This window comes from Streptomyces sp. CA-111067, assembly GCF_050956065.1.
Taxonomy (GTDB): domain Bacteria; phylum Actinomycetota; class Actinomycetes; order Streptomycetales; family Streptomycetaceae; genus Actinacidiphila.
On record NZ_CP192103.1, the window covers coordinates 6,473,281 to 6,495,977 of the forward strand.

A 22,697-nucleotide genomic window follows, 5' to 3' on the forward strand; every position below is an offset into this window, starting at 1 on the left:
TGTTGAGCGGAAGTCGGTACGGCGGTTGATGGGCGGGTGGCGGTCAGGCCGGGAGCCATGGGTCGCGGGCCGGTCAGCGGTATGGGCGCGTCCGGTTTCCCCACAGCTGGGGTTCGTCGCTGTAGGAGAGGAGGGGGGCGCTGTCCCAGCCGACGACCGGGCCGCGGGTGTCCTCGGTCAGGGCGATGACCTCGATGCCGGGCGGGCTCAGCACGTAGGCCCACTCCAGCCGGTCGGGTGCGCTGGACTCGTCGAAGACCATGCGCAAGGGAGGGCTGCCGTCGCTGGTAAGGACGCGGGAGCTGTCGGTGGGCTTGCTGGGCCCGATCGAGTACGGGTCGAGCGCGGCTCGAAGGTCGCTGGTCACGCCGTCCAGCAGATCGTCGCCGAGGTAGTCCCAACCGATCGCGTCGGTGTCGATCAGATAGCGGCCCAGCGCCTCGGTGTCGCGGGCGAAGCGGTACTGGTAGGCGGCCAGCAGCAGCGGGAGGTGGTTGCTGGGGTAGCCGTCGTCGTGGACGTAGATGCCGCGGTACCCGGTGCCGGTAGGGCGGGCGATACAGGAGCGGGTGGCCAGGTGAGCCTCCTGGAGGCGGGCTCGAGGTGGAGAGCCGCGCTTTGCGGTCAGCGGGCCTGGCGGGGCGCCGTGCTGCTGTTCGGGGCGGGTGCCGGGGCGGGCGGCAGGGCGGGCCCGGGGTCGGTGGTGGTCACGCCGCCCCGGGTACGGGACAGCACCCGGTCGTACGTTTTCTTCGTGTCGTCGATGGTGAAGGCGTTGCGGCAGGTAAGAGTCTTGGCGTTGGCGCGCACCACGCGGTACTTCTCGGTGCGGCGGCCGACGCGGACCTCGACGGCGTCGCCGGGCTGGAAGTCGCCGCGGGCCCAGGGCCGGGACTGCTGGGCGCGCACTGCTGCGACCTGGGCCTCGTCGCGGACGAGGTTGGCGGCTGCCTGGGCGCGGCGGGCGTCCTGGCGGGCGGCGATGGCACGCCGGGTCTGGCTGTCGGCCCGATCCCGGTCCCTCAGCGCCGACCGTGCGGAACGGTGACCCAGCAGGACCGGCTGGCCGCGGTCGAAGCGCCCGTATCCGGCCGACGCGGAGGCTTCGAGGCGTTCGGCCGCGGCGGCCAGTTCGTCAGCCCGCTTCTGCGCGCGAGCGGCGGCTGCCGCCGCGTCATGAGCGGTCACTGCGGTTCTCCGGTTCGGTTATGGGCAACCGCGCGCGGCTGAGCGGCGCCGGAGGGCTGTTTCTCGTCGGGGTCGCTGACGTAGCCGAAGACGATCCGTTCGAGTTCGCCGAGGTGAACGAGTTCGGGGTAGGCGCGGAAGGCGTCGATGCGCTCGGTGACGTAGTTCTGAAGGGCGGTGTTCGCCGCCCTTGTCCGGGTCGCGTTCCTGGTGGACTGCCGGCCCCATTCCAAGAGGTCGGAGTCGGTGGCGCGGTCCATCGGCACCCCTGGGCCATCTCCGAGGTGGAGGGTGCGCCGGGGGTGGAACAGTGAAGGCGCGTGCCGCGGTATGGCCGGCCGGCTCTGGTCGCGGGTTCGGGCCTGCCGCTCGTGGTCGCCGGGTATCGGGACGATCGTGTGGGGGGGGGGGTGGGATTATCTCCTCCTGGAGGGTGGCTGGGGCGGGCTCGGTGCCGGCCTGCTGCCAGTGATCTTGCGGGTGGGCGGGTTCAGGGGACCGAAGTCGAACTCGTACTCGTCGTAAGTGTCGATCAGGCGGCTTTCCATCTGGTATTCGCGGTCGGCGACCTGGGACATGAGGTCGTCGTGCTCGTCCTGGCACTGCAGGTAGTCGGCCCATTCGCTGTCGCTCATATCGGCAGGGCGCTTCACGGTCTCCTTTGGGTGCGGGTAGTGGTGGTGATTGCGTGGTCTAGCGGTGCCGCGTACTTGGCGCGGGCGGCGCAGGCGCCGGGCTCTGCTGTGGTGAGGCAGTGGTGAAGAAGCGGTGGAGGTCGAGGTGGCTGTCGAGTTCCTTGACCGCGTTCTGGAGTGATTCCGAGGTGCGACGCAGGTAGGCGCGCGCCGTGGCGTGGCGGATGACCATGCGGTGTGCGCGGTGTTCCCGGTCGGTGGGGTTCGTCGAGCGGGGCAGGGCCAGGGCGATCTCCGCGGTCTCGGCGAAGTGGGGTGCGGCGTTGCTCGACAGGGTGACTGCCATGGCGAGGTGGGCGAGTACGGCGCTGCCGGCCCGGTTGTTGCTGTGAGGGCTCCGGGCGAAGTCGGCGGTGTGCTGGAGGACATTGCGGGAGAGGTTCTGTGCGCCGACGGCGTGCTGGAGCAGTTCGGCGAAGGGCGGTTCGGTCGGCACATGGCCGGCGTCGTCCAGCAGGTGCCATTGGTGGGTGGCGCCCAGGATTTCACTTTTCAGGGCTCCGAGGGAGCCGATAAGGTGGAGGGTGTGGTCGCGGGGTATGAGGTCGCGGCGGATATCGGAATTCACGGGTTCGCTGCTTGTCTAGTGCATTCTGGCGTCGGTGTCGAAGAGCCGGGCTTCGTGGGGGTGCAGGGCGTGCTGGACGACGAATGATCTGCCCGCGACTTTCCACAGGCCGCGGCCTCGTTGCAGGGCGGAAATGGCCTGGGTTTCGACACCTGTGAGGCCCAGAAGCCCGGCTGCGGCGGTGAGCTGGTCGGTTTCCTGCCGGTAGATGATCCGGGTGGAGCAGTCGGCCAGCAGTCCTTCGGCCAGGGCGCGTCCGCGGGAGCCAGCGTCGCCGGCGGTGAGCAGGTCGGACAGCCGGTGGATCACCATCAAGTTGGCGATGCCCAGGCCGCGGCTGAGTTTCCACTGGGCCTGCATGCGTTCCAGCAGGGGGCCGTGGCTCATGAGGCGCCACGCTTCGTCGTAGATGATCCAGCGCCGCCCGCCGCGGGGGTCGGCGAGCGCCGACTCCATCCACGCACTGGCGCAGGTCATGGCGAGGACGAGGGCGGTGTCGGCGCCGGACCCGCCCAGGTGGGACAGGTCGATGGTGAGCATCGGCGAGCGAGGGTCGAAGGCGGCGGTGGTGGGGGCGTCGAACATGCCCGCCAGGTCGCCGGCGACCAGGCGCCGCAGGGCGTGGGCGACGTCGCGGGCAGCGTCCCCCAAACGCCCGGACATCGCTCCCGCCGCGGCATCGAGCTGGTCGGGGGTGTTGAGGAGGGCGGCGATGTCTCCGAGCAGCGGCGTGCGGTTCGCCGCTTGGGCGGTGGTGACGACGGCGTCCAGGGCGACGTCGAGGGCGGTGTGCTCCATCGGCAGCAGGTCCCGGCCCAGCACGGTCCGGGCCAGCGACCCCAGCAGCAGCAACCGGCGCTTGCGGACCTCATTGGCCCAATCGTCTTCGGCGGTGCTGTCGGGGCGGGATGCCGCGTCCAAGGGGTTGAGCTTTCCCGGCAGCCCTGGGCCGAGAGCGATCGTGGTACCGCCGAGCGCGGCGGCCACCGGTGTCCACTCGCCCTTGGGATCACAAGGCACGTAGATGCGGTATCCATGGGCGACCGAGCGCAGCGCAAGCGATTTCGCCAGGGCGCTCTTGCCCTGCCCGATCACCCCGGCCAGCAGCACGTTGGGGTTGGTGAAGCCCTCTAGCTTCCCGTACAGGGAGAACGGGTCGAACGTGAAGCTGGCCTCGGCGTGGACGTCGCGGCCGATATAGACACCCTCGGCGCCGAGGCCGCCCTCGGCGAGGAAGGGATAGGCGCCGGAGGCGACGGCGGTGGTCATCCGGTGCGCCGGGAGCTTCAGCCGTCCCCCTCTTGCGGATGCCGGTCCGGGTCGGCCGGCGGCCGGGTAGGCAGGGGCGGGCATCTCCGCCTCGACCAGCAGGGAGTCCGCAGGGGCCCGGTCGGCGGTGTCGCGGGCGCGGGCGGTGGCCTCGGCCAGGGCGAGCCGTGCGGCCTTGCGGGCGGCACGGTTGGTGCTGCGCGGGGTGAACAGGTCGCTGGCGCTGCTACGACGGCGGTTACCGGTGCTCACTAGGTGCTTGCCTCCCTTCGCGGGTTGGAACCGGCTGACCAGCCGGTGGGTTCATCGGGTGCAGGTGGTGGTGTGGCCGTGGATCGGGGCATCGATCTCGGCGGACGTGGTGGTGCGGCGCACGGTGTGGACGGCGGCCTGGTGGCGCTGGCAGATGGTGACGAACGGCGGACCGCCGACGAGCCGTGCCGGCGGATCACAGACCTCCCTGGTGCCGGCCCGATCGGTCAGCGGCAGGGTGTGGAAGGCGTCGTGGACGGCGGCGGCTGCCTGCCACAACCGGGTCCGAACGGTGGCCAGGTGGCGTCCGCCGGCCGGCGAGGACGGCCGGGTCGCGGTGTCGAGCTGGTCGACCAGGTGGTGGCAGGCGATCAGGTGCGCGTGCAGCAGGTCCAGGTGGGCGCGGTCCGCGGCGCCGCCAGCATTCCGGCTGGTCGTGGTGTGGCGGCGAAGTCCCGCGCTGGCGGCCCGCAGGTAGGGGTGCGACTCGCCGGGGGCGGCGTGGGGCAGGGGCAAATGAGCTTCCTTGATGGGGTCTTGGCGGTTCAGCGTCGGTGGGGCGGGGTGCCGGTGGCAGGCGGGCCCGCGGGCCGTTCGGATGTGGGTGGCGGAGGCCGGCGGGCGGCAGGGCGGGTGGCTGCGGCTGTTTGTTCTGCCCGCAGGTCGTAGCGGTGGCCCGGCGCGGCCAGATGGGGGTGGGTCCATTCGCCGTGGTATTCGACCACCGTGCTGGTCCCGGGAGGACTGGTGGAAGCCTGATGTTCGGACCAGCGCAGGAACGACGGGAGCTGTCGCAGGGTGTTCAGGGCGTCGTCTTCGTCCGTGCCGTAGAGGGTGAAGCTGTCCGGTGCCTGGCCGAGGGCGCCGAAGACCAGGGTGTAGACGGAGCGCGGGGGTGCGGCGGCGAGCTGTTCCAGGCGGGCGGTGAGGTGGTCGAGCCAGTCGGCCGCCTCGACCGCGCTGGTGGTCCGGGCGTCGTCGTACACGGCGCGCCGGTCCTCGACGACGTAGCCGTCGGCATCCAAGTGAGGTGCCAGGAGTGCGGCCCGCCTTGCCGCCCGCACACGGCACTCCTTCAGCAGCCCCGCGAGTTGTTCACGCAGTTGGATGTCGCCGGAGATCGCGCGGTGTACGGGGCGGTTCGGGCTCGGGTGGCCGGTCACAGGGCGGCCCGTGCGAGGGGCAGGGCGGCGAGGGTGAACGCCTCGGCTTGCTGGTAGGTCAGGCGTCTCAGGTCGATCTGGCTTCCTGCGGCGGCGGTTTCCACGGCGGCGCAGGCTGCGTCGAGCGCTTGGCGGGTGTCGGCGGACAGGGTCAGCAGGCCGGTCAGGGCGACATCGGCGTGGCCGGCGATCAGCTCCCTTTCGCGTTGTTTGGTGTCGGCGTACTCGATGCTGTCCGCTTCGGAGTCGACCTGGCCCTTGCGCTGCCGCTCGGCGGCGTCCGCGATGATCGTGGCCTTGCGGCGCTGGACATCGCGCAGCGCGGACTCGAGCCCTTGGGGTGCGTAGATGAGGGAGAAGGCCCGGCGCGCACCGGAGGTGAACAGCAGCTGGTGCAGAAACCCGGGATGGGCCTCGGTGCGGGGCCAGTTCTCCACCCAGTACGTGGCGTGCTGCGCGGTGTCGGTGATCAGCCGGTCGGCTTCCTCGACCTGGATCACGGGACCGGCCGCGGCGGGGTCGGCTTCGGCGTGCCCGGCCGGTGACCACTGCTGGAGACGGGAGAGCGCCGCGGGATCGTAGGCGGTGCGGATGACCGCGGCGATCTCCCGGGCCGACAGCCAACCGGTCACCGTCAGGCCGGAGTTCCGTGCGGCTTCGCTGACGCTGGCGGTGACCTGGCCCAGGACGGTGAAGCCGCCGTGCAGGCCGCCGCCGGCCTGCGAGACCAGCCGCCGAGCCGCCCGCAGATCCAACGCGACGACGAGATACGCCTCGTGCGGGGCAGCGGCGGGGCCGGCGGAGGCGACAAGTTCGCCGTACACCTGCCCGGCGACCGGGGCCTCGGGCCTGCCGTGCTGCTGCCAGTGCCGGGCGAGCGCGTCACCGGAATCGGGAACGGTGCGCTCCAGGACCTGCACGGTCTTGATGTGGCCGGTGCGGGCGACGCCCGCAAGCGCCCGCCCCCACGCGCTGACGTTGGAGTTCTGGGTCGCCGGATCCAGCAGCGCGAACGCTCGCGCATTGACCCGGGCAACGGCCGTCAAGGTCTGCGCTCTTGGGTCGTGGAGAGCTGCGGCGTCCACCCCGGCGGGGGACACGACGCGGAGCGAGGCGGTGGTGCCGGGCAGGTGCAGCAGGCCCTGGACCTGCGGGCGGGACACAGGGCGGGCCAGCCACAGCCGCTGACCCGACCACTTCCGGTAGAGGTAGCGGGCGGTGACCGGGGCCCAGTCGACCAGGGTGCGCCCCCCGCGCCGGACGAGCACCACCGCGGCAACCGCGGCCCACAGCGGGAGGAGGGCGACCGCGCCCAGGACGCCGGTGGTCATGACGGTGATCATCAGCAGACCGGTGGCAGCGGAGGTGGCCAGGAGTTGGGGCAGGGACAGGCCGAGCAGGATGCCGCGGCGCGGGCGGTGGGGGAAGCGCACCGTGAGCGGCACGGTCTGATCAGGCAAGGATGAGCGCCGTTTCTGTGAGGAGCCGATTGGGTGGTCGGGTCAGCCGGGCCGGTTCAGGTTCCGGTCGGTGACGGCGGTGGCGGTGCCGCGCTGGACTCGGTGGCCGGCTGCGTGCCGGCACTGGGTCCCGAAGGAGGCTGCGTATCGGAAGCCCAGTTCGGGCTTGACGCTGACGCCGTTCCTCCGGGCTGCTGGCTGGTGTCGTCGGCAGGGCTGGTCGGGTGCGGCTGCACCGCCTTGGCCAGGCCGGCTGCGGCAGGCGAACCGCTCGGTCCGGATTCCTGGCCCTGACCGCCACTGCCACCGGTGGGGTTGATCTGCGCGATGCCGTCGGGGCCCTGGCCGGGGATCTGGGAGGGGCCCTGCGGGGAGCCGGCCCCTGCGGCGGCACCGCCGCCTGCCGCTCCGCCGGACATCGCCGCCGCGGCCTTGTGGGCGGCGCGCTCGGTGTGCTGCCGGGCCATCATGGCCCCGGTGCCGCCGGCGCGGTGAATCGTTTCTGCATCAGCGCCTTCGGACGCCCAGTGGACGAACTTGAACACCGCGTACGGGCAGAGCAGCACCAGCAGCAGGATCACGATGCCGGACATGCAGTCGGCCAGCGCACCCATGCCGTCTGCTGCCTGGGTGCGGCCCATCGCGGAGATGCCGAGAAGGAAGATGATCGTCATCAGCAACTTGGAGAAGACCAGGGTGGCGGTGGCTTCGATCCAGCCCTTGCGCCAGCGCCTTGCGGCTTCCCAGCCGCCGCCGCTGGCGGCGAGCGGGGCGAGGGTGACCATGACGAGGATGCCGACCTTGCGGACCATCATCACGCACCAGAACAACACGGCGCCGATGGCGGCCCCGAATGCGGCGAACGTCGGCACGAGCCAGCCGAGTCCGGACATGGCACCGATCTCGGAGACGGTCACCATCCGGCGGACGGCGGCCTGGATGGAGGTGTGGCCGGCGGCGAACAGCCCGTCACTGAGCGCGTCGGTGGCGGTGAGCGCGACGGTGGTGACGGAGATCGCGGCGAAGGAGAACAGAACGCCCGAGGTGGTGCCGACGAACGCTTGGGACAGGGCTCGGGTGTCGCGTTTGACGGCGGCGCGCACCAGCTGGGCGCAGAAGGTGGCGACCATCATGACCAGGCCGATCGGCAGGATCATCTGGTAGTTGTCGCGGAACCAGGTCGCGTTGAGGTCGACGCGGGTGGTGGTGTCGACGCCTTCGGCGGCCAGGTCGGCGCAGGCGGCGGCCAGTTCGCCGGCGGACTTGGCGATCCAGGCGCCGATGCCGTCGGTGATGGCTTTGCCGGGGTCGGTGACGAAGTTGATGGCCCCGGCGGCGTCGCACAGCGACCCGGCCACGGGGATGGAGCAGAAGCCCAAACGGCCCCTACCTCTCTGTCGGGATTGTCGGGGGGCGGGTCAGGGCGCGACGCTGGGGGCGATGTCGACCAGCGCGCAGTCCGCGCCCGGGCGGCACTGGATCGCGAGGGTCACGGCGCGGGACTCGGCTCCGGCCCCGCCGCCCTTCCACGCGATGGTCTGGGTACCGGTGACGGTGACGGCGTAGATGTACGCCTTGGTCAGGGCCGCCGGGTCGTCGGTGAGCGCCTGCTTGAACGCCGAGGGGAAGTGCGACTCGGTGACCGTGGCGGTGGCGTGCTGCTGGTTGTCGGCGAGGCGCGACCAGAGCACGGGGTCCGGCTCCTGGCTGCTGATAGCGAGCCAGTTGGCGTACTCGGTGCCCGTGGCCATCCAGGCGCGCATCCCGGAGAGCTGCTGGTCACGGCTGGTGGTTCGGGTGTCGTAGGACCACAGCAGCGTGGCCGCGGCCTTCGCGTAGACCAGCGGATCGGTGATGTGCGGGGGCTCGGCGACCGACCCGGTCCCGGAGGCCGGCGACGCCGAGGGCACGGCGGACGAAGGTACGGCGCTGGATGTCGGAGTAGTGGTGGCGGTGGTCGCAGCGGGGGTGGTGCTGGGGCGGTTGGTGATCCAGGCGGCGGTGCCGGCCAGGGCGAGCAGGAGCGCGGTGGCCAGGGCGATGATCGCGGTGCGCTGGGCGAGCGGCGGCCAGGCGGCCGGGTGCGGCACGGGGCTTCGGCGCGGGGTCATTTGATCTGCGACCCCAGGGCCGAGAAGAAGAGGACCAGGCCGTTGGCGGCGCCGAGCCCGAGGGCGGCGCCCACGGAGGCGATGGTGCCCTTCTTGCCGTTGGCCTCGGCCTGGTGGCCGCCGGAGAAGTGGCCCCAGGCCCACATCGCCAGGGAGGCGGCAAGGGCGCCGACGACCGCGATGATGCCGTACAAGTTGATGCTGCTGACGATCTTCTGCAGGACGTCGAGGCCGGGAAGGCCGCCGGCGGCGGGCTTGATGCCAGGGTCGTACGCCAGCACCTGGGCGGGAAGGGACGAGAGGGTGGGTGAGGCTATGAGCCAGCTCCTTGATGGGAACGCAAAGGGCAGGGACGCGGAGTTCAGGGGGCGCCGGGAGACGTCAGCTGTAGGTTCCGGCTGAACTTGTCGTCCGGCGCTCCGCTGACCTGGGTCTTCGGGACTCTGTCCGGGCGACTTGTCGGTGGATTCGTCCGGCCGATCTGTCTGATTCCTCGACCGTGAGCGCACGTTGAGGGGCAGCCGACAGATCGTCTGGACGGTCCACCTGCGGTTTTCCGCTTCGAGCCGACACGGTGACGACAGATAGGCCGGACACCGACAAAATGGATCGGAACCTACATCAGCCGGCGGGCTGGGTAGTGACGCGGCGCGCAGCGAGGACGTCCCACTGCGCGAGCGGGTCGATCCGTACGACGGCCCCGGTGCGCGGGGCGGCGATCACGAGTCCGGCGCCGAGGTAGATGCCGACGTGTTCGGGATGGTCCGGGCTGCCTTCGGTGAATAGCAGGTCACCGGGCCGGATCGCGGACAGCGGCACGGGGACGCCGGCATCGATCTGGGTGTATGTGGTGCGCGGCAGGGTGATGCCGGCCGCCCGGTATGCCTGCTGGACCAGGCTGGAGCAGTCGCAGCGGCCCATCGGGTCCGGACCGTGCGAGTCGGTGCACGAGCCGCCCCACTGGTAGGGGGTGCCGAGCTGGTGCATCGCCCAGGTGATCGCCGTCTTCACCGCCGGCGGGGCGTCGGCGGGGATGGTGTAGCCGGCCGGGACGGTACCGGGCGGGATCGGCCCGTACGAGCTTCCGTCGTCGCCCGGTCTGCAACCGGTCACCGGCGCAGGTGTCGGGCTGTTCGGGTTGGTCGGAGTGGTGGTGGGTTGTTCGGCGGCGGGCAGGGTGGCGGTGATCGCCTGCTGCAAGGCTGTGGCCAGGGGTTCCCAGGTCGCGTAGGCGTCCGGGAGGGCGCTCTTCTGGACGGCCTGGGCGGCCTGGGTGACGGTGAGTTGCTGCCAGCCGGGGACCGCGAGCAGCGCGGAGTAGAACTTCGAGCTGGCGTAGACGGGGTCCAGGAGCTGGGCGGGGGTGCCCCAGCCCTGGGAGGGCCGCTGCTGGAACAGCCCGACCGAATCACGGTCGCCTGCGGGGAGGTTGCGCAGCCTCGATTCCTGCAGCGCGGTCGCCAGGGCGATGATCTGCCCGCGGGCCGGGACCTTCAGGGCGATGCCGGTGATGACGATGGCCTGGGCATTGGGGATCTGCTCGGCGGGCAGGTCCAGCCCGTCGACATGGCCGGGCGGGTTCGGGTTGGTGCCGTTGAGGATGGCGGCGACCTGCGCTGCGACGGCGGCGGTGTCGACGGTGCCAGTGGTGCAGGCGGCGGTGGGGGAGGCGGGTCCGGCTCCGGCGGCGGAGACCGCGGACAGGCCGGCGATCAGGAGTGGGGTCAGGAAGAGCAGGCCGAGGACGGCCGCCAGCCACTTCAACCGTGGCGGCTCCGGGGCCGGTCAGTGTGCAGCGGGCGGCGGACTGGTCGAACGAGTTGGTGGGGCAGGGCGTTGTCCTTCGTTCGGGGTGGGTGGACGGGGCAGGATCGGGCGGCGGGAATTCCAAAACTGTACGACGCGATTGGCCGTCGACCAAATAATTCGCGTCTTGGATCTGAAATATCGTGAAGGAGTCGTCGCCACGGACACCGGGGGCTTATCGTTTTGGAATCTCCCGAACCCGCCCTCGTCGCTCGGCCGGTCCTTGATACCGATCCCCGGCAGCGGATGTTCGAGGAGATGGCTCCACCCCACTCCCGTCCTTCTCTTCTGCCCCCCGGAGTTCCTTTTTGCCCTTTTCCCTCCATCAGGGTGACGCGCTCAGCGTGCTCGCCGGCCTCCCTGACGACTGCGTGGACGCGGTCATCACCGACCCCCCGTACAACTCCGGCGGGCGCACCGCCAAGGAGCGCACCTCCCGCACTGCGAAGCAGAAGTACACCTCCGTCGGTGCCGAGCACGGGCTCGCCGACTTCACCGGCGAGAACATGGACGCCCGCTCATACGGGTTCTGGCTCACGCAGATCATGACCGAGGCCCACCGGCTGACCAAGATCGGCGGGACGGCTCTGCTGTTCACCGACTGGCGCCAGTTGCCGATCACGACCGACGCGCTGCAGGCGGCCGGGTGGCTGTGGCGGGGCATCCTGGTGTGGCACAAGCCGCAGGCCCGCCCGCAGAAGGGCCGGTTCACCCAGAACACGGAGTACATCGTGTGGGGCTCCAACGGCCCCATGGACTCCTCCCGCGCGATCTACCTGCCGGGCCTGTACAGCGCCTCCCAGCCGAGCGGGAAGGCGCGCAAGCACATCACCCAGAAGCCGGTGGAGGTGATGCGGGAGCTGGTGAAGATCGCCCCCGAGGGTGGCACCGTCCTGGACTTCTGCGCCGGCTCCGGCTCGACCGGGGTCGCAGCCATCCTGGAGGGCCGGGATGCGATCTTGGTGGAGAAGACCCCGCACTATGCGGAAGTCGCCGCCGACCGGCTCACCGAGGCCGTGAACCAGACCCTGACCCAGGACGGCTGCACCCTGGCGGCCTGACCGGTCCCGGGGGCGGGCGAATCCTGCCGCCCCCGGTTTCCGCCTTTCTTTCGCGGACGCTGCTTTCTGCCCGTTCCCTCTTCCCTTTTCTCGTCTGACCGCTGCGGCGGTGCAAGGAGCTGCCTGTGCCCGATTCCATCGACCCCCGCGATGAGGGGGAAATGGAACCCCTGCGATTTCCCGGCCGGGGGGTGGAGGGCCTGGAGGCCAGTGTCCGCCGGCTGATGGCCGAGTCCGAACAGCAGGCCCGGCTGCTGGACTCCCTGTCCGCCGCACCCGACGAGTCGGCCCTGCCCTACGCCGGGTTTCCCCTGGGCATGACGCCGGGCCTGCCTGGACCGGCGGCGCCGGAGCCCCGGTTCATCCTCACTTTGGATGCCGTCGCGTTCGAGGCCGAGCTGGACGCGCTGACCGACTGGGTGCACGACTTCCTGCTGCCGACCTACGGTGCGGAGGTGTCCACGGCGATGCCGTGGTGCCGGCAGTGGGCCGAGCACCTGGATGTCGTCGGCTGGCTGCACGCGTTGTGGATGGCCTACCAGCAGCACACCGACCCCGAGGCCGGACTCAGCGGTCCGGCGGTGTGGCACCGGGACTTCCTCACCCACACCATGGCCGCGGTCCGCGCGCCGGGCGGGCCGCTCAGCGCCTGCATGACCAGCCTGGACCGGCCGTCCCACCGGATCCTGCCCAGCCCCCACGGTCCCGCGCCCGCCCCCGGCGACGAGCAGCCGGCTGAGGGCGGGGTGGCGGCGTGAGCGGCGAGCCCCGCTTCGGCCTGGCCGTCGATCCCCGGGTGGTGGACGACCTAATGCTCGCGCCGCCCGAGATCCGCACCGCCGCGCTGGAATGCCTGTCGACCGTCCTGTACGGCGAAGCGCAGGGCAAGGAACTGGGCGGCACGCTCGCGGGATACCGCAGCGTCGCCCTGGACCCGCGCTGGCGCCTGGTCTACCAACTGCGCCCCGCACCGCCGGCGCAGCAGCATGCCCGGGAGGTGTTCGTCGCGGCGGTCCGACCCCGGGCCCGCTTCGACGTCTACACCGCGGTCGCCTCCCGCCTCGGCCTGGACCGGCAGCCGCTCAGCGCCCTCGCCCATGCCGCCCGCGCCCGCTCACCCCAGGTCACAAAGCTCCCCGCCCCCCGCCTGGTTCCCCTTCCCTCCGCCACCATCCCCGTGAAAGGCACCACTCGTTGACCTGCTCCAACCACTGCGTTCCCACTGACCTGCCCACTCCGACCGGGTGCTGCGGCGACCGACCGCGCCCCGGTGCACCGGATCCCGCCACCTGCTGCGGGATCGTCTCGCTCGCGGCCGAGTTCCTGAGCGCCCTCCTCGGCCCGGACTGCGGCGAGCAGCCTGGAGACGGGGAAGCCGGCAGGCCCGACGTCCCGCACCAGCCGGCCGGTTCGCCGCCGGTGGGCATCGTGGAGGCGTGCCTGGTGGCGTTCGAGGAGCTGGGCGATCCCGAGGCGATGGCCTCGGAGGACCTGGTCGCCATGCTGCGGCACGCCCCCGGGTTCGCGGTCGGAAGGTGGCGGTTCGCCGACCTGACCCAGGCCCGGCTCGCCCACCTCCTTGCTCCGTACGAGGTGACCACCCGGGACGCCACGCTGCCCGACGGTCGTCGCCGCAAGTCCTACCGGCGCAGCGCGCTGCTCGCAGCAGAGGCGGGAGCGTACCGCTGAACAACCAGCCCGGCTCGCCCACTTCACCTCCGGCTCCCACCGCGCTGGACGACCGTATTCTCGCGCTGACCGGCTACAGCGGCCGGCAGTTGCAGCGCCACCACGCCGACGGACTGCTTCCCGCCGATCTGACCGCTCTGGCGGAAGCACATAAGGATCTGGCCGGTGAAGAGGCCGATGTCGCCTATCACCTGGGGCGCCTGCATCAGCTCACCGACGGTCAGACGCCGTCCGATGCCGTGCTGCTGGAACGCCTGGAACGCGCGATGCGCCATCTCGCCGATGCCGTCGTCCAGCGCAATTGGAGCCTGACTGCGGCGGGCGCCGTCCTGGCGCCGCTGGAGCAGGCGGCTCGCTCCTGGGACGAGGGCGAACTGCCGGACCTGTCCGCGCCGGACTTCGCCCACCTGCTGAGCCTGGTCCGCGGAGCCAAACTCCACCAGAACCTGGTCACCCAGCGGCTGTCGGTGGTGACCGCCTCCGGCACCAGGCTGCCCTTCCCGGCCCTGCAGCGACTGGAGAAGGCCGGTCTCATCGAGGTCGACCGAGCCCACCCGCTGCACGCCGGCCAGCCGGTCGCCCTGACCGCCCTCGGCCGCCGGAAGCTGACCGGCCCGGCTCCCGCCCCCACGGCCCGGCCGCCCTCGGGGATTCCGCTGCAGGCTGCCCTCCACCGCTGACTGGAGAAACGATCCACCCCACGACCCATCACCACAAGGACCCGTCCGCCTCCGGGCAGCCGCCGTTCCGGCAGCGCCTGCGGCAGGCCGCAGAACTCATCGAGATGCTCTGGCCCCCGGACCACGAGGATGAGGGCTCACCACGCGATAAGGCCCGACGCAAGCGGGCCTTCGGCCTCTACACCGCCGTCCTACAGGCTGTGGAAGAGGCTGCGGTGACCCGGGCGCGGCTGACCTCCCGTCCCCACCCGCCGACCCGGACTGCCCAGCTCCGGGGGCTACTGGCCCGGCAGAGCGAACGCCGCGACGCCATGTACCGGGCGCTGTCGAAGCTGCTGGAGGCCCGGCTTGCCGAAGCGGCCCAGCGCCGGTCGTCTGCCGAGGGAGGCGCCTCTTCGCTCTTGTTCCTGACTTTCCCGGAGGACCATGCCCGACCCTGACAGCAGCCGGCCCGAGGAAGGCCGCCAGTCCGATCCTGGCACCCTCTTCCCCGTCGCGGATTACGCGCGCGCCGCCGGCACGACCGAGGATGACCCGCAGCAATCCTCCCGGAAGTTCGTCTTCACCCGCGCCCTGCGGACCAAGGGCTTCGAGGCCGCAGGCGAGACAACGGACCGCCTTCACACGTTCCTGCTCAACGAGCCCGAATACACCCTGCTGGCCAGCCACCATGAGGGCGACAGCAGCTTTGCCGTGCTGTTTGACTCCTCGGCCACCTGGGACATTCCCGGCACCGCCGATCTGCTGGCCGTGCACGTCGCCCGCAACCCGATGTGGCGGACGTTCGACTTCGACAGGGCACGTCTGCCGATGGTGGCACTGGCGCAGCAGTGGCTGGTGGCCCGGGGGTGCCCGCCCGAGGCCATCGTGCTGCGGCCCGAACGAGCCACCCAGCCCGCAGACCCCGAGAGCACCGCGCTGGAAACGCGCCTGCGGACGTCTCCCGGCCGGTACACGCTCCTCGACCACTACACCGACGACGGCGGCCCGTTCGAGTCCTGGGCGATGATGCGCGATACGCACCCGGAATCAGCCGACGCACCGGTGCGCGTTTTCATCGAATCGGCGGATATCGGTGCCGGCACCTACACCCTGCGCGAAGGCGGGTTCACCGATGAGGACGCCGCGCAGGAATGGCTGGACGAGCGCCCCGGACCGCTTCCTCCGGCACTGCGCACTTCCCGGCCCGGCACAGCCTCCCGGCCTGCGATGCCTCCGCCGCCGGGGGCTTCGGGCCCGCGCCGCTGACGTCCCGCGCCGGTAGATAGCACGGAAAATACCGTCAGGCAAAACGCGTTTTCTCCGGATCATAGAACCGTTCCCCGCCGCACCCGCGGCACATGAGATTCCCCCTTTTCGCACTACCTCTGCCAGGAGGCTATTTCCGCATGCGTCAATTCCCCAAGTTCACCGCTCCGGGAAGCATTCCGCCGCCACACGAACCCGTCACCGCCGCGCCGGAGGCGGCTCCGGTGGATGCCGACGGGGTGCTGGAGGTGCTGGCGGCCGAGGTCCGCGAGCGCTTCGGCCACAGCCTGGGCGACCTGCGCACCCTGACGGCCACCCAGCCCGACCGGGCCCCCGGCGCCAGCGAAGTGCTGCGCTGGTTCGACCAGGTCACCGAAGCCCAGAAGTTCCTGGAGGACGCCGAGGACGCCCTGGTGGACGTCCTCGCCACGGCCGACTCCGCGCCGCTGACCGAGGACCAGATGGGTCTGGTACGCACGGTGGACGCCGCGGTGACCGTGCGAGACGGGCGCGCCCTGGTCGTCCGCTTCCTGCTCGACCCGGACGCCCCCGGCAAACAGAACCAGGCCGCCAGGGGTGAGGCGCTCGGGGTGCGGCGTCCCCCGGCCCTGACCACCAGCATGCCGCCCCGCCCGGCCACCCCGGCGTCCGCACCGGCAGCAGGGGTGCGCCGGTGAACCCGGCCGAGAGGCCCACCACCCAGGACACCGCCATCGTCGAAGCCCTCGGCCGGCCGCTGACTGTGCTGTATACGCAGGCGGCAGCGGGCGCGGCGGAACCCGCGGTACAGCGGGTGCTGGAGCTGCGCTCGTTCCTGGCGCTGGTCGAGGACCAGGCGGTCAAGACCCGCGACCGCATCCGGCAGGCCGCCGACCCGGCCGGTGACCTGTACAGCGTCCCCGCGCGGCATCTGCGGTGGCAGACCGAACTGCTGGAGCAGACCCTGGAGGTCGGCCGCAGGTACGGGCATACGCTCCGGGAACTCCTGGGCGTCCCGCCGGCGGACACCTCGCCGAGCCGCCGGCCGGTGCAGTTCACCCAGTCCAAAATCGCCACGATCTCACCACGCGACGGCGGGCTGACCGCACGGCCGGGGCCGGCCGACGCACCGGTGGCGGCGGGAGCAGGCGCTGGCCGTCACCGCCGCTGACATCGCCTCCCGTATCGAGTCCCTGTGGGGCCGGCCGCTCGCCGAGCTGCGCCAGGAGGCCGAAGAACACACCGGCAGCACCATGATCGGCGCGGTCCTGCGGCTGCATGCGGACACCGAGTTCGCCGAGCGCAGCATCGACTTCCACCGCGACCGGCTCCGCCGGCTGAGCGACCCCGGGCGGGAGATCGACGACGTCACCGCCCGCCACCTGCTGGATGCCGCGCAGCGCCTGGCCATGGCGGTCACCGCCCGCACCGCCCACCTCGCTGCCGCGACCGCGGTCCTGGACGGCCTGCGCCGCCGCGACCCGCCACCTGCCCCGGCACTGCCCGCAGCCCTGGCCGCCGGCCCCGCGCAGCCCGCGGACCTTCTCCCCACCCGCTGACCGACCCTCCCACCACCCAACACCCCCAGTCCCCTTCACCAGGAGAGTGTTTTCTTCTTGACCGCCACCGGTCTGTCCCGTGCCGCTGTCGCCGACCTGAACCGTGTCACCCAAGTGCTGGAGATGCTCGCCCCGCGCTGGAGCGTGTGGACGCTGATGTCCCTGTCTGACCAGCCGCTGCGCTACACCGAGATCAAGCCCCGTCTGGCACTGCTGGCCGACGGCCAGCTCAGCCCCCGACTCAAGGCCCTCACCGCGGACGGCCTGGTGGCGCGCGACGCCGTCAGCGCCCGCAACGTCTCCTACCGGCTCACCGACCGCGGTCAGGCCATCGCCCCGGCCCTGCGTGAGCTTGTCGCGTGGGGGGATGCCCGGCTGGAGAAGCGGAAGGTCCCGAGCAAGGCGTTGCCGGGGATGTTCGAGCCGGAGCGGATACCGGCCGCGCAGAACGCCGAGGACGCGTTGGCGCTGATCACCACCCGGCACACCGCCGCGGTGATGTGGGGCCTGCGGGCCGCCGGCACCGCGACCGGCTCCGAACTCGCGGCGATTCTGCCGGGATCGCTGACCGCGGGCCGGCTGTATGCGCCGCTGGGCCAGCTGGTCGACGATGAGTTCGCCGAGCGCACCGGCAGCCGCGGCTACCGCCTCACCGACCACGGCTGCTCCCTGGCCCCCGTGTTTCGGGCGCTGTCGGCCTGGGCGGCCGGCCGGCCCGCGACGTCCGCGCGCAAGCACCCCATCTGGACGATGGAGGAGCAGCAGGAGGAGGGACTGGTCCGACCGGCGGCTCCCCGCCGACCCGTTGCTCTGGCGGGGGTGACGATTCCCGCCCCCGGCCCGGCCCTGTCGACCGCGCCCGGACCCGGCGCGAAGTGGCGGCCAGGTGACCTGTTCTCCCACGGCGGCACTGCCGCGCCGCTGGCCGGTGCCGGTGCCGGTGCCGGTGCGATGGGCGGTCGTGGCCGATGAGCAAGCGACCCTCCTCCACCACCGATCTGGTTGTTGCCGCTGCCGAGCTGCTGGGGCGGCAGTGGACCACCCGCTTGACCGCCGAGCTGACCGACCACGGGCCGGTGCCGCTCGGCCTGGTCGCCGGGACGTTTTCGGACCTGACGCACGACCAGTTCACGTACGGGTTGCGGGCGCTGCGCGACCGGGGCCTGGTCGCCTACGGCAAGGACGCCGGCCGTGACTGCTACGTCCTCACCACTGCGGGCGAGGGGCTCGGCGATGTCCACGACGCGCTGTCCCGCTGGGCCCGCAAGCACCACTTCCCCACCGAGCAGAGCGACTTCGTCACCCGGGTCGAGGCCGGTCTGCGGTTGCTGCGCGACCGTGACCTGCTGACCGTGCTGGCCACCGCCGGCGGCGACCGTGCCGCCGGAGTGGATGCGGAGGCTGAGCGGAGCCTGACCGAGAACGGCTTCATGTACGTGCTGACCGGCGGCGAACCCGCTCTGACCTCCGCCGGGCAGGACCTGCGCGGCCCGCTGACCGCGCTGACATCCTGGGCTCGCGCCCACGCCGGCCTGCTCCAGCGCCGCACCGACACCCGCCCCGGCCTGCGGACCACCATCCCCGGCCCCGCCCGGACGCCGGCGGCACGGCGGTCGGCTTGACCCACCCGCTCTCCCCGCCCGGCCTGTGGCGTGGGGTGTATCTGCCACGTGCGGCGGACGCGGGGGCGATGGCGACCGCCACGTTCACGCTGCCGCTGCTGGTCCTGGCCACCACCGACTCCCCGGCTCTAACCGGTACGGCGTTCGCGCTGGAATGGGTGCCCCGGCTCGCCTCCTTCGGGCGGGCCGGGGCCCTGGTCGCCCGCCACGGCGCTGCACGGGTGATGGGTAGGGCCGCAGCGACCCGTGCGCTGGTCCTCCTGGCGGCCATTCTGGTGCTCGCCGGAGCGGCCGGCGGGGCGGCGACGACGGTGACGGTGATGGCCTTGGCTGTGCTGAACGGGGTCCTGTCGCAGTTCAGTTATGTCGCCGCGGAGACCGCGGGCGCCGCCGCGAGTCAGGCAACCACCCGCCCGCACCGGGTGCAGGGCGTGCTGCTGGGTATCGACCAGGGCGCCATGCTCGCCGGACCCGCGGCCGGGGCAGCGCTCCTGCAATGGGCCGGGCCCGGCTGGCTCCTCGGCGCTGTCGCGGCGATGTCCGCGACGGCGGCGGCCACCGTTTCAACCGGGCCAACAGGGCCAGGTACGGCGTCTGCCGAACGCAGTTCGGCGCCTGCCGTGTCGGGCTGGGCGACACTGTGGTCCCAGCCTGCACTGGCGTGGCTGGTCGCCGGCCTTGCCGTCTCCAACTTGGCGACGGGCACGCTGGAGGCCGCCGCTCCGGTGATCGTGGTCCGGAATCTGGGGCAGTCCAGCGCGTCGGTGGGCGCGGTGTGGTCGGTGGCCGCTGCGGCGACGCTACTGGTGGTGGCGGCCAGCCGGCCGGCGATCGAGCGGTGGGGGCTGTGGCCGGTCGGCGCGCTGTCTGCGGCCGTGGCGTCCGCCGCCTGCCTCGGCGTCGCCCAGGCCCACCGCTTCCCCGCTTACACGGTGCTGGTCGCGGTCCTGATGGCTGCCGAAGCCGGGATGACCGTCGTGCTGCGGACCCTGCGCTCCCAGCTCGTCCCCCAGGAGGCGTTCGCCCCGACCCTGGCTGTCACGATCCTGATCCTGCTCCTGCCGTTCCCGCTGGCCGGCGTCCTGGTCGCCTGCATCCCGCCCTCCGCCCTCGGCCAGCTCCTGACCGGCCTCGCCGTACTTCAGGCCGCGGCGTTGGCGGCGGCGTTCACCAAGGCCCGCATGGCCCTCGCACCGCACCGGACTGCTGCCGCCTCGTCCGGCTGACCTCGCCCAACTCATCCTCTCGCCGTCGCGTTCGGAGTGTCCTTGTCTTCTCGTCCCACCGTTTTGATCACCATGCCCGGCGCCGACTCGTACAGGGGGTTCTGCCTCCAGCAGGTGGCCGCCGCCTACGATGTCGTCGTCATCGACTCCGTCCCGCCCACCCCGGAACACCAGCTGTACGTCGCTGACTTCGAGATCGCCGACCCCTACGACGAGCAGGCGCTGCTGGCGGCCGGCCGTGCCCTCGCCGAGCGGCACGCCCTGGCCGGGGTGATGACCTGGACCGAATGGATGCTGGTGCCCAGTGCCCGGCTCGCCGGGCACCTCGGACTGCTCTCCAGCACCCCCGAGGTGATGCTGGCTTGCCGCAACAAGGCCACAGCGCGGACGGTGTTCGCGCGGGAGGGTGTTCCGTCGGCGGCGTCGATGAAGGCCGGAACCCTGCTGGAGGCGGGACTGGCGACCGATTCCGTCGGCGGCTTCCCCGTCGTGATCAAACCCGCCGCCCAGGCTGCCAGCGTCGGCGTCATCCACGTCGACCGCGGCGAGGACCTCCCCTGCGCCTTCGCCTTCGCGAGGGCCGGGGCGGCCAGGGCCCGGGAGTCGACCGAGGTACTGGTCGAGGAGTACCTCGACGGTGACGAAGTGTCCGTGGAGACGGTCACGTTCGCCGGCACCACCATCCCCGTCGCGATCACCCGCAAGAGGCTCGGGAGCCTGCCGTACTTCGAGGAGACCGGCCACGCCGTGGCAGCCGGTGACCCGCTTCTTGCCGAGGCCGGGCCGGTGGCGGTTGCCGCGGTGCGCGCCCTGGGCGTGGAGTTCGGGGTGTGCCACACCGAACTGCGCCTCACCGCACGCGGACCCCGGGTTGTCGAGGTCAACGCGCGCCTGGGCGGGGACATGATCGGCCGCCTGGTCGAGCTGGCCACCGGCATCCAGCTCGCCCGCGTCGCCGCCGACATCGCCTGCGGGCGCGCCCCCGACCTCACCCCCACCCGGCACCAGGCAGCCGCAGTCCGCATCCGCTACCCGGAGGTCTCCGGCACCGTCACCGCCCGCCACCTCACCCGGGGCTTCGCCGCCGGCACACCGTGGCTGGACCGCGCCACGTGGCTTTGTGAGGACGGCGACCGCCTGGTCCTCCCGCCGGAAGGGAGCAGTTTCACCGCCCGGGCCGGGCTGGTCGTGGTCACCGCACCGACCGCGGCCCTGGCCGCCAGACGCGCAGAACGGGCTCTTGGCCACATGGGCGTGGACGTCGCCCCGGACACCGAGGAGCAGATCGCGGCCTGACCGCTCCCCGCCCGTCCGGCCCTTCGACAGAAAGCACCTGTGACCTCGACCCCCACTGACACCAGCGGATTCGCGCGCCACGAGCGCCCGCTCCGTGACACCTCGTTCGACGATGTGCTCGTGGCGCCCTGCTATCTGGCAGGCAGCGCCGGCGACCCGGCGGACGCCTTTGCGCCGCTGACCCACCACTACTGGCACGACATGTCCGACGAGCTGGGCAACTTCTACATCACCACCCGCGGCAGCCAGCTGAGGGTCGCGTTCGTCCCCGAGACGTCCGAGCTGATGCCGGACGCCACCGCGCTGTGGCAGATCCGCGCCCGCGAGGACTGGCCCCCGCGTGACGTGTGGTCGGCGTCGTTCACCGACGACACCCCGCCGGAGATCATCGCCGCGATCACCGCCGAACTGGACACCGCGCTCACCACCGACCGCGGCCGGGAGCTGTACCTCGACCGCGGCATCGCCGACGACGAGGACATCGCCGCGGTGTGGGAGACCTTCCGGGCCGCGAACTGGAACGTGACTCCTGCCGGTTTTCTGGCGCATGCCGTCTCGCCCGACGAGCTGGCCGTCGTCGCCTACCGCGATCCGCGCCGCGTGGGCAGGGGCGACGCCTGGCGCGCCGTGGTCGGCGATCCCGGCGGCGGTCGCCGCCCGCTGTGGGAAGCCTCGTTCCACAGCGCCACCCCCGCCTGGGTCCTGCGGGTCTTCGCCGCCGCGATGACGGATCCGGCACCGATCTCCCGCAACGGCGCATCGCTGGCCGTCTCCTGCCGCTCCTACGCCGCCCCGCTCCACCCTCCTGTCCCGGTGCCGGAGCGGCCGGCGGTGCCGACACCGCTGGAGGTCGCCCGCCGACAGCAACGCCAGGCAACGCCGCCGCGCACCGTCAGTGTTCCGCGGTGGTCGACCAGCACCGCAACCCACCAGCTGCCGCCGCCACCGTCGCCGCCTGCCGTCGCCGTCCTGGCCCGCTGAACGCCCAAGATGAAGGAGACCTGTGACCGACACCCCGTCCGGCGCTGTGAGCGGATTCGACCCCGATCGGGTGGTCGAGGTGCTGCCGCGCTACCTCGCCGGCCGAGGGACCTACGACCTGGCGGTGGTGTGGCCGTTCCCCGCCGAGCAGGGATGGATGGTGCACGCCCCGCCCCTGGGCCAGCGGATCGTCACCAGCCCGTGCCAGCGGGTGCGGTGCGGCAACAACGAGGGGCAACGGACGCTGGTGGAGGTCCGCCGCGACCCCTTCGCCGCCCCCGTCTGGGGGGCTGCCTTCGACTGGGACACCCCCACCGAACTGCTCGCGGACTTCCACGCCCAGCTCCTGCGCTCCTACGGCCACCCCGACCGGCCCTTTGAATCCTTCTTGGTGGATCACGCCCGGCCCGCGCAGGTGTATCTGCCGCTGCTGGCTGCCGGCTGGAACCACGAGATCAGCACCAGCGGCTGGCACACGTTCACCAGTCCCGACGGCCTCGCCACTGTGCGACATCACTACGCACCGGGCCTCGACCAGAGCGCCGATGCCTGGACGATGTTCGTCGGCGGACGCGGGCTGCCCCTGTGGGGCGCGTCGTTCACGGCGGCGGCTCCCGTGCACCTCGTCACAGCCTTCACTGCGTCCGTCGCAGCCACGGCTCCGCTGCTCCGCAACCCAGGCCAGGTGCCCACCGACCCCCGGCCCATGCGGCGGCTGCCCGTGCACCTGTCGGACCGGCCCCCCGCTGCCGCACAGCAGGTACCGGCACTGCCCGCCGCACCCAGCGCGGGTACCGTACCGGGGCCGCGCCGATGAACCCGCCGACCCCTGGAGGTCTCCCGT

At 71.9% G+C, this 22,697-nt stretch carries 29 protein-coding genes; 15 read left to right on the forward strand and 14 right to left on the reverse strand.

Annotated features, from left to right (window positions below; all coding sequences use genetic code 11):
* Nucleotides 1–73: 73 nt before the first annotated feature.
* The 13 genes from ACQPW6_RS28725 to ACQPW6_RS28785 form a co-directional block, all read right to left on the reverse strand.
* Nucleotides 74–367 carry a hypothetical protein gene (locus ACQPW6_RS28725; protein WP_433892590.1) on the reverse strand — a complete coding sequence of 98 codons (294 nt, stop codon included), beginning with the start codon at nucleotides 365–367 and terminating at the stop codon, nucleotides 74–76.
* Nucleotides 368–624: 257 nt separating this feature from the next.
* Nucleotides 625–1,188: a DUF3560 domain-containing protein gene (locus tag ACQPW6_RS28730; RefSeq protein WP_433892591.1), complete on the reverse strand. Its 564-nt coding sequence runs from the start codon at nucleotides 1,186–1,188 to the stop codon at nucleotides 625–627.
* Complete coding sequence (locus tag ACQPW6_RS28735) at nucleotides 1,185–1,448, reverse strand: hypothetical protein (RefSeq protein WP_433892592.1); 264 nt, start codon at nucleotides 1,446–1,448, stop codon at nucleotides 1,185–1,187. The genes ACQPW6_RS28730 and ACQPW6_RS28735 overlap by 4 nt, the downstream gene beginning before the upstream one ends.
* Nucleotides 1,449–1,604: 156 nt before the next feature.
* The gene (locus ACQPW6_RS28740; protein WP_433892593.1) at nucleotides 1,605–1,841 is read right to left on the reverse strand and encodes a hypothetical protein; all 237 of its coding nucleotides are present in this window, start codon (nucleotides 1,839–1,841) and stop codon (nucleotides 1,605–1,607) included.
* Nucleotides 1,842–1,881: 40 nt separating this feature from the next.
* A complete protein-coding gene (locus ACQPW6_RS28745; RefSeq protein ID WP_433892594.1) occupies nucleotides 1,882–2,451 on the reverse strand; it encodes a hypothetical protein in 570 nt (189 codons plus the stop codon).
* A gap of 15 nt (nucleotides 2,452–2,466) precedes the next feature.
* Nucleotides 2,467–3,972: a VirB4 family type IV secretion system protein gene (locus ACQPW6_RS28750; RefSeq protein WP_433892595.1), complete on the reverse strand. Its 1,506-nt coding sequence runs from the start codon at nucleotides 3,970–3,972 to the stop codon at nucleotides 2,467–2,469.
* 51 nt (nucleotides 3,973–4,023) lie between these two features.
* Nucleotides 4,024–4,488, reverse strand: coding sequence for a DUF6238 family protein (locus ACQPW6_RS28755; protein ID WP_433892596.1), 465 nt, complete (start codon nucleotides 4,486–4,488; stop codon nucleotides 4,024–4,026).
* A 29-nt stretch (nucleotides 4,489–4,517) separates the two neighbouring features.
* Nucleotides 4,518–5,036 (reverse strand): hypothetical protein, encoded by a 519-nt coding sequence (locus ACQPW6_RS28760; RefSeq protein ID WP_433892597.1) that lies wholly within the window; start codon nucleotides 5,034–5,036, stop codon nucleotides 4,518–4,520.
* Between the two features lie 95 nt (nucleotides 5,037–5,131).
* Nucleotides 5,132–6,595, reverse strand: coding sequence for an SCO6880 family protein (locus ACQPW6_RS28765; protein ID WP_433892598.1), 1,464 nt, complete (start codon nucleotides 6,593–6,595; stop codon nucleotides 5,132–5,134).
* Nucleotides 6,596–6,651: 56 nt separating this feature from the next.
* Nucleotides 6,652–7,974: an SCO6881 family protein gene (locus ACQPW6_RS28770; protein ID WP_433892599.1), complete on the reverse strand. Its 1,323-nt coding sequence runs from the start codon at nucleotides 7,972–7,974 to the stop codon at nucleotides 6,652–6,654.
* A 39-nt stretch (nucleotides 7,975–8,013) separates the two neighbouring features.
* Complete coding sequence (locus tag ACQPW6_RS28775) at nucleotides 8,014–8,706, reverse strand: hypothetical protein (RefSeq protein ID WP_433892600.1); 693 nt, start codon at nucleotides 8,704–8,706, stop codon at nucleotides 8,014–8,016.
* Complete coding sequence (locus ACQPW6_RS28780) at nucleotides 8,703–8,987, reverse strand: hypothetical protein (RefSeq protein WP_069467233.1); 285 nt, start codon at nucleotides 8,985–8,987, stop codon at nucleotides 8,703–8,705. Before ACQPW6_RS28780 ends, ACQPW6_RS28775 begins: the two co-directional genes overlap by 4 nt.
* A 340-nt stretch (nucleotides 8,988–9,327) precedes the next feature.
* On the reverse strand, nucleotides 9,328–10,470 hold the full coding sequence (locus ACQPW6_RS28785) for a C40 family peptidase (protein WP_433892601.1): 1,143 nt from the start codon (nucleotides 10,468–10,470) through the stop codon (nucleotides 9,328–9,330).
* A 350-nt stretch (nucleotides 10,471–10,820) separates the two neighbouring features.
* On the opposite strand from ACQPW6_RS28785, the gene ACQPW6_RS28790 reads away from it, so the two are divergent.
* The 4 genes from ACQPW6_RS28790 (at nucleotide 10,821) to ACQPW6_RS28805 (ending at nucleotide 13,262) form a co-directional block, all read left to right on the forward strand.
* Entirely contained in the window at nucleotides 10,821–11,573 is a 753-nt protein-coding gene (locus ACQPW6_RS28790; RefSeq protein WP_433892602.1) for a DNA-methyltransferase, read from the forward strand.
* Nucleotides 11,574–11,734: 161 nt separating this feature from the next.
* Nucleotides 11,735–12,331, forward strand: a complete 597-nt coding sequence (locus ACQPW6_RS28795) for a DUF4913 domain-containing protein (RefSeq protein ID WP_433892603.1) — start codon at nucleotides 11,735–11,737, stop codon at nucleotides 12,329–12,331.
* On the forward strand, nucleotides 12,328–12,771 hold the full coding sequence (locus ACQPW6_RS28800; RefSeq protein ID WP_433892604.1) for a hypothetical protein: 444 nt from the start codon (nucleotides 12,328–12,330) through the stop codon (nucleotides 12,769–12,771). The genes ACQPW6_RS28795 and ACQPW6_RS28800 overlap by 4 nt, the downstream gene beginning before the upstream one ends.
* Nucleotides 12,768–13,262 (forward strand): DUF3631 domain-containing protein, encoded by a 495-nt coding sequence (locus ACQPW6_RS28805; protein WP_433892605.1) that lies wholly within the window; start codon nucleotides 12,768–12,770, stop codon nucleotides 13,260–13,262. The genes ACQPW6_RS28800 and ACQPW6_RS28805 overlap by 4 nt, the downstream gene beginning before the upstream one ends.
* A gap of 23 nt (nucleotides 13,263–13,285) precedes the next feature.
* Here ACQPW6_RS28805 and ACQPW6_RS28810 read toward each other — a convergent pair whose 3' ends face one another.
* On the reverse strand, nucleotides 13,286–13,537 hold the full coding sequence (locus tag ACQPW6_RS28810) for a hypothetical protein (protein ID WP_433892606.1): 252 nt from the start codon (nucleotides 13,535–13,537) through the stop codon (nucleotides 13,286–13,288).
* Here ACQPW6_RS28810 and ACQPW6_RS28815 point away from each other — a divergent pair.
* From ACQPW6_RS28815 to ACQPW6_RS28865, 11 genes are all read left to right on the forward strand, one after another.
* Nucleotides 13,529–13,942 carry a hypothetical protein gene (locus ACQPW6_RS28815; RefSeq protein WP_433892607.1) on the forward strand — a complete coding sequence of 138 codons (414 nt, stop codon included), beginning with the start codon at nucleotides 13,529–13,531 and terminating at the stop codon, nucleotides 13,940–13,942. The genes ACQPW6_RS28810 and ACQPW6_RS28815 overlap by 9 nt on opposite strands.
* 426 nt (nucleotides 13,943–14,368) lie before the next feature.
* Nucleotides 14,369–15,190: a glycosyl hydrolase gene (locus ACQPW6_RS28820; RefSeq protein WP_433892608.1), complete on the forward strand. Its 822-nt coding sequence runs from the start codon at nucleotides 14,369–14,371 to the stop codon at nucleotides 15,188–15,190.
* Between the two features lie 140 nt (nucleotides 15,191–15,330).
* A complete protein-coding gene (locus tag ACQPW6_RS28825; RefSeq protein WP_433892609.1) occupies nucleotides 15,331–15,867 on the forward strand; it encodes a hypothetical protein in 537 nt (178 codons plus the stop codon).
* Nucleotides 15,864–16,340 carry a hypothetical protein gene (locus tag ACQPW6_RS28830; RefSeq protein ID WP_433892610.1) on the forward strand — a complete coding sequence of 159 codons (477 nt, stop codon included), beginning with the start codon at nucleotides 15,864–15,866 and terminating at the stop codon, nucleotides 16,338–16,340. The genes ACQPW6_RS28825 and ACQPW6_RS28830 overlap by 4 nt, the downstream gene beginning before the upstream one ends.
* Nucleotides 16,341–16,422: 82 nt before the next feature.
* A complete protein-coding gene (locus ACQPW6_RS28835) occupies nucleotides 16,423–16,728 on the forward strand; it encodes a hypothetical protein (protein WP_433892611.1) in 306 nt (101 codons plus the stop codon).
* A 57-nt stretch (nucleotides 16,729–16,785) separates the two neighbouring features.
* Nucleotides 16,786–17,700 (forward strand): winged helix-turn-helix transcriptional regulator, encoded by a 915-nt coding sequence (locus ACQPW6_RS28840; RefSeq protein ID WP_433892612.1) that lies wholly within the window; start codon nucleotides 16,786–16,788, stop codon nucleotides 17,698–17,700.
* The gene (locus ACQPW6_RS28845) at nucleotides 17,697–18,350 is read left to right on the forward strand and encodes a hypothetical protein (protein ID WP_433892613.1); all 654 of its coding nucleotides are present in this window, start codon (nucleotides 17,697–17,699) and stop codon (nucleotides 18,348–18,350) included. Before ACQPW6_RS28840 ends, ACQPW6_RS28845 begins: the two co-directional genes overlap by 4 nt.
* 68 nt (nucleotides 18,351–18,418) lie before the next feature.
* Nucleotides 18,419–19,576, forward strand: coding sequence for an MFS transporter (locus tag ACQPW6_RS28850; RefSeq protein ID WP_433892614.1), 1,158 nt, complete (start codon nucleotides 18,419–18,421; stop codon nucleotides 19,574–19,576).
* A 36-nt stretch (nucleotides 19,577–19,612) separates the two neighbouring features.
* Entirely contained in the window at nucleotides 19,613–20,872 is a 1,260-nt protein-coding gene (locus ACQPW6_RS28855; RefSeq protein ID WP_433892615.1) for an ATP-grasp domain-containing protein, read from the forward strand.
* A gap of 39 nt (nucleotides 20,873–20,911) precedes the next feature.
* Nucleotides 20,912–21,853, forward strand: a complete 942-nt coding sequence (locus ACQPW6_RS28860; protein ID WP_433892616.1) for a DUF317 domain-containing protein — start codon at nucleotides 20,912–20,914, stop codon at nucleotides 21,851–21,853.
* Nucleotides 21,854–21,875: 22 nt separating this feature from the next.
* Nucleotides 21,876–22,670 (forward strand): DUF317 domain-containing protein, encoded by a 795-nt coding sequence (locus ACQPW6_RS28865; protein WP_433892617.1) that lies wholly within the window; start codon nucleotides 21,876–21,878, stop codon nucleotides 22,668–22,670.
* Nucleotides 22,671–22,697 lie beyond the last annotated feature (27 nt).

Excerpts from the sequence above, each read along its gene's own strand:
- ACQPW6_RS28735 (WP_433892592.1), bottom strand. The coding sequence starts at position 1,448 with ATGGACCGCGCCACCGACTCCGACCTCTTGGAATGGGGCCGGCAGTCC.
- ACQPW6_RS28775 (WP_433892600.1), bottom strand. The coding sequence starts at position 8,706 with ATGACCCCGCGCCGAAGCCCCGTGCCGCACCCGGCCGCCTGGCCGCCG.
- ACQPW6_RS28795 (WP_433892603.1), top strand. The coding sequence starts at position 11,735 with ATGGAACCCCTGCGATTTCCCGGCCGGGGGGTGGAGGGCCTGGAGGCC.
- ACQPW6_RS28815 (WP_433892607.1), top strand. The coding sequence starts at position 13,529 with ATGCGCCATCTCGCCGATGCCGTCGTCCAGCGCAATTGGAGCCTGACT.
- ACQPW6_RS28810 (WP_433892606.1), bottom strand. The coding sequence starts at position 13,537 with ATGGCGCATCGCGCGTTCCAGGCGTTCCAGCAGCACGGCATCGGACGG.
- ACQPW6_RS28820 (WP_433892608.1), top strand. The coding sequence starts at position 14,369 with ATGCCCGACCCTGACAGCAGCCGGCCCGAGGAAGGCCGCCAGTCCGAT.
- ACQPW6_RS28825 (WP_433892609.1), top strand. The coding sequence starts at position 15,331 with ATGCGTCAATTCCCCAAGTTCACCGCTCCGGGAAGCATTCCGCCGCCA.
- ACQPW6_RS28835 (WP_433892611.1), top strand. The coding sequence starts at position 16,423 with ATGATCGGCGCGGTCCTGCGGCTGCATGCGGACACCGAGTTCGCCGAG.
- ACQPW6_RS28845 (WP_433892613.1), top strand. The coding sequence starts at position 17,697 with ATGAGCAAGCGACCCTCCTCCACCACCGATCTGGTTGTTGCCGCTGCC.
- ACQPW6_RS28850 (WP_433892614.1), top strand. The coding sequence starts at position 18,419 with ATGGCGACCGCCACGTTCACGCTGCCGCTGCTGGTCCTGGCCACCACC.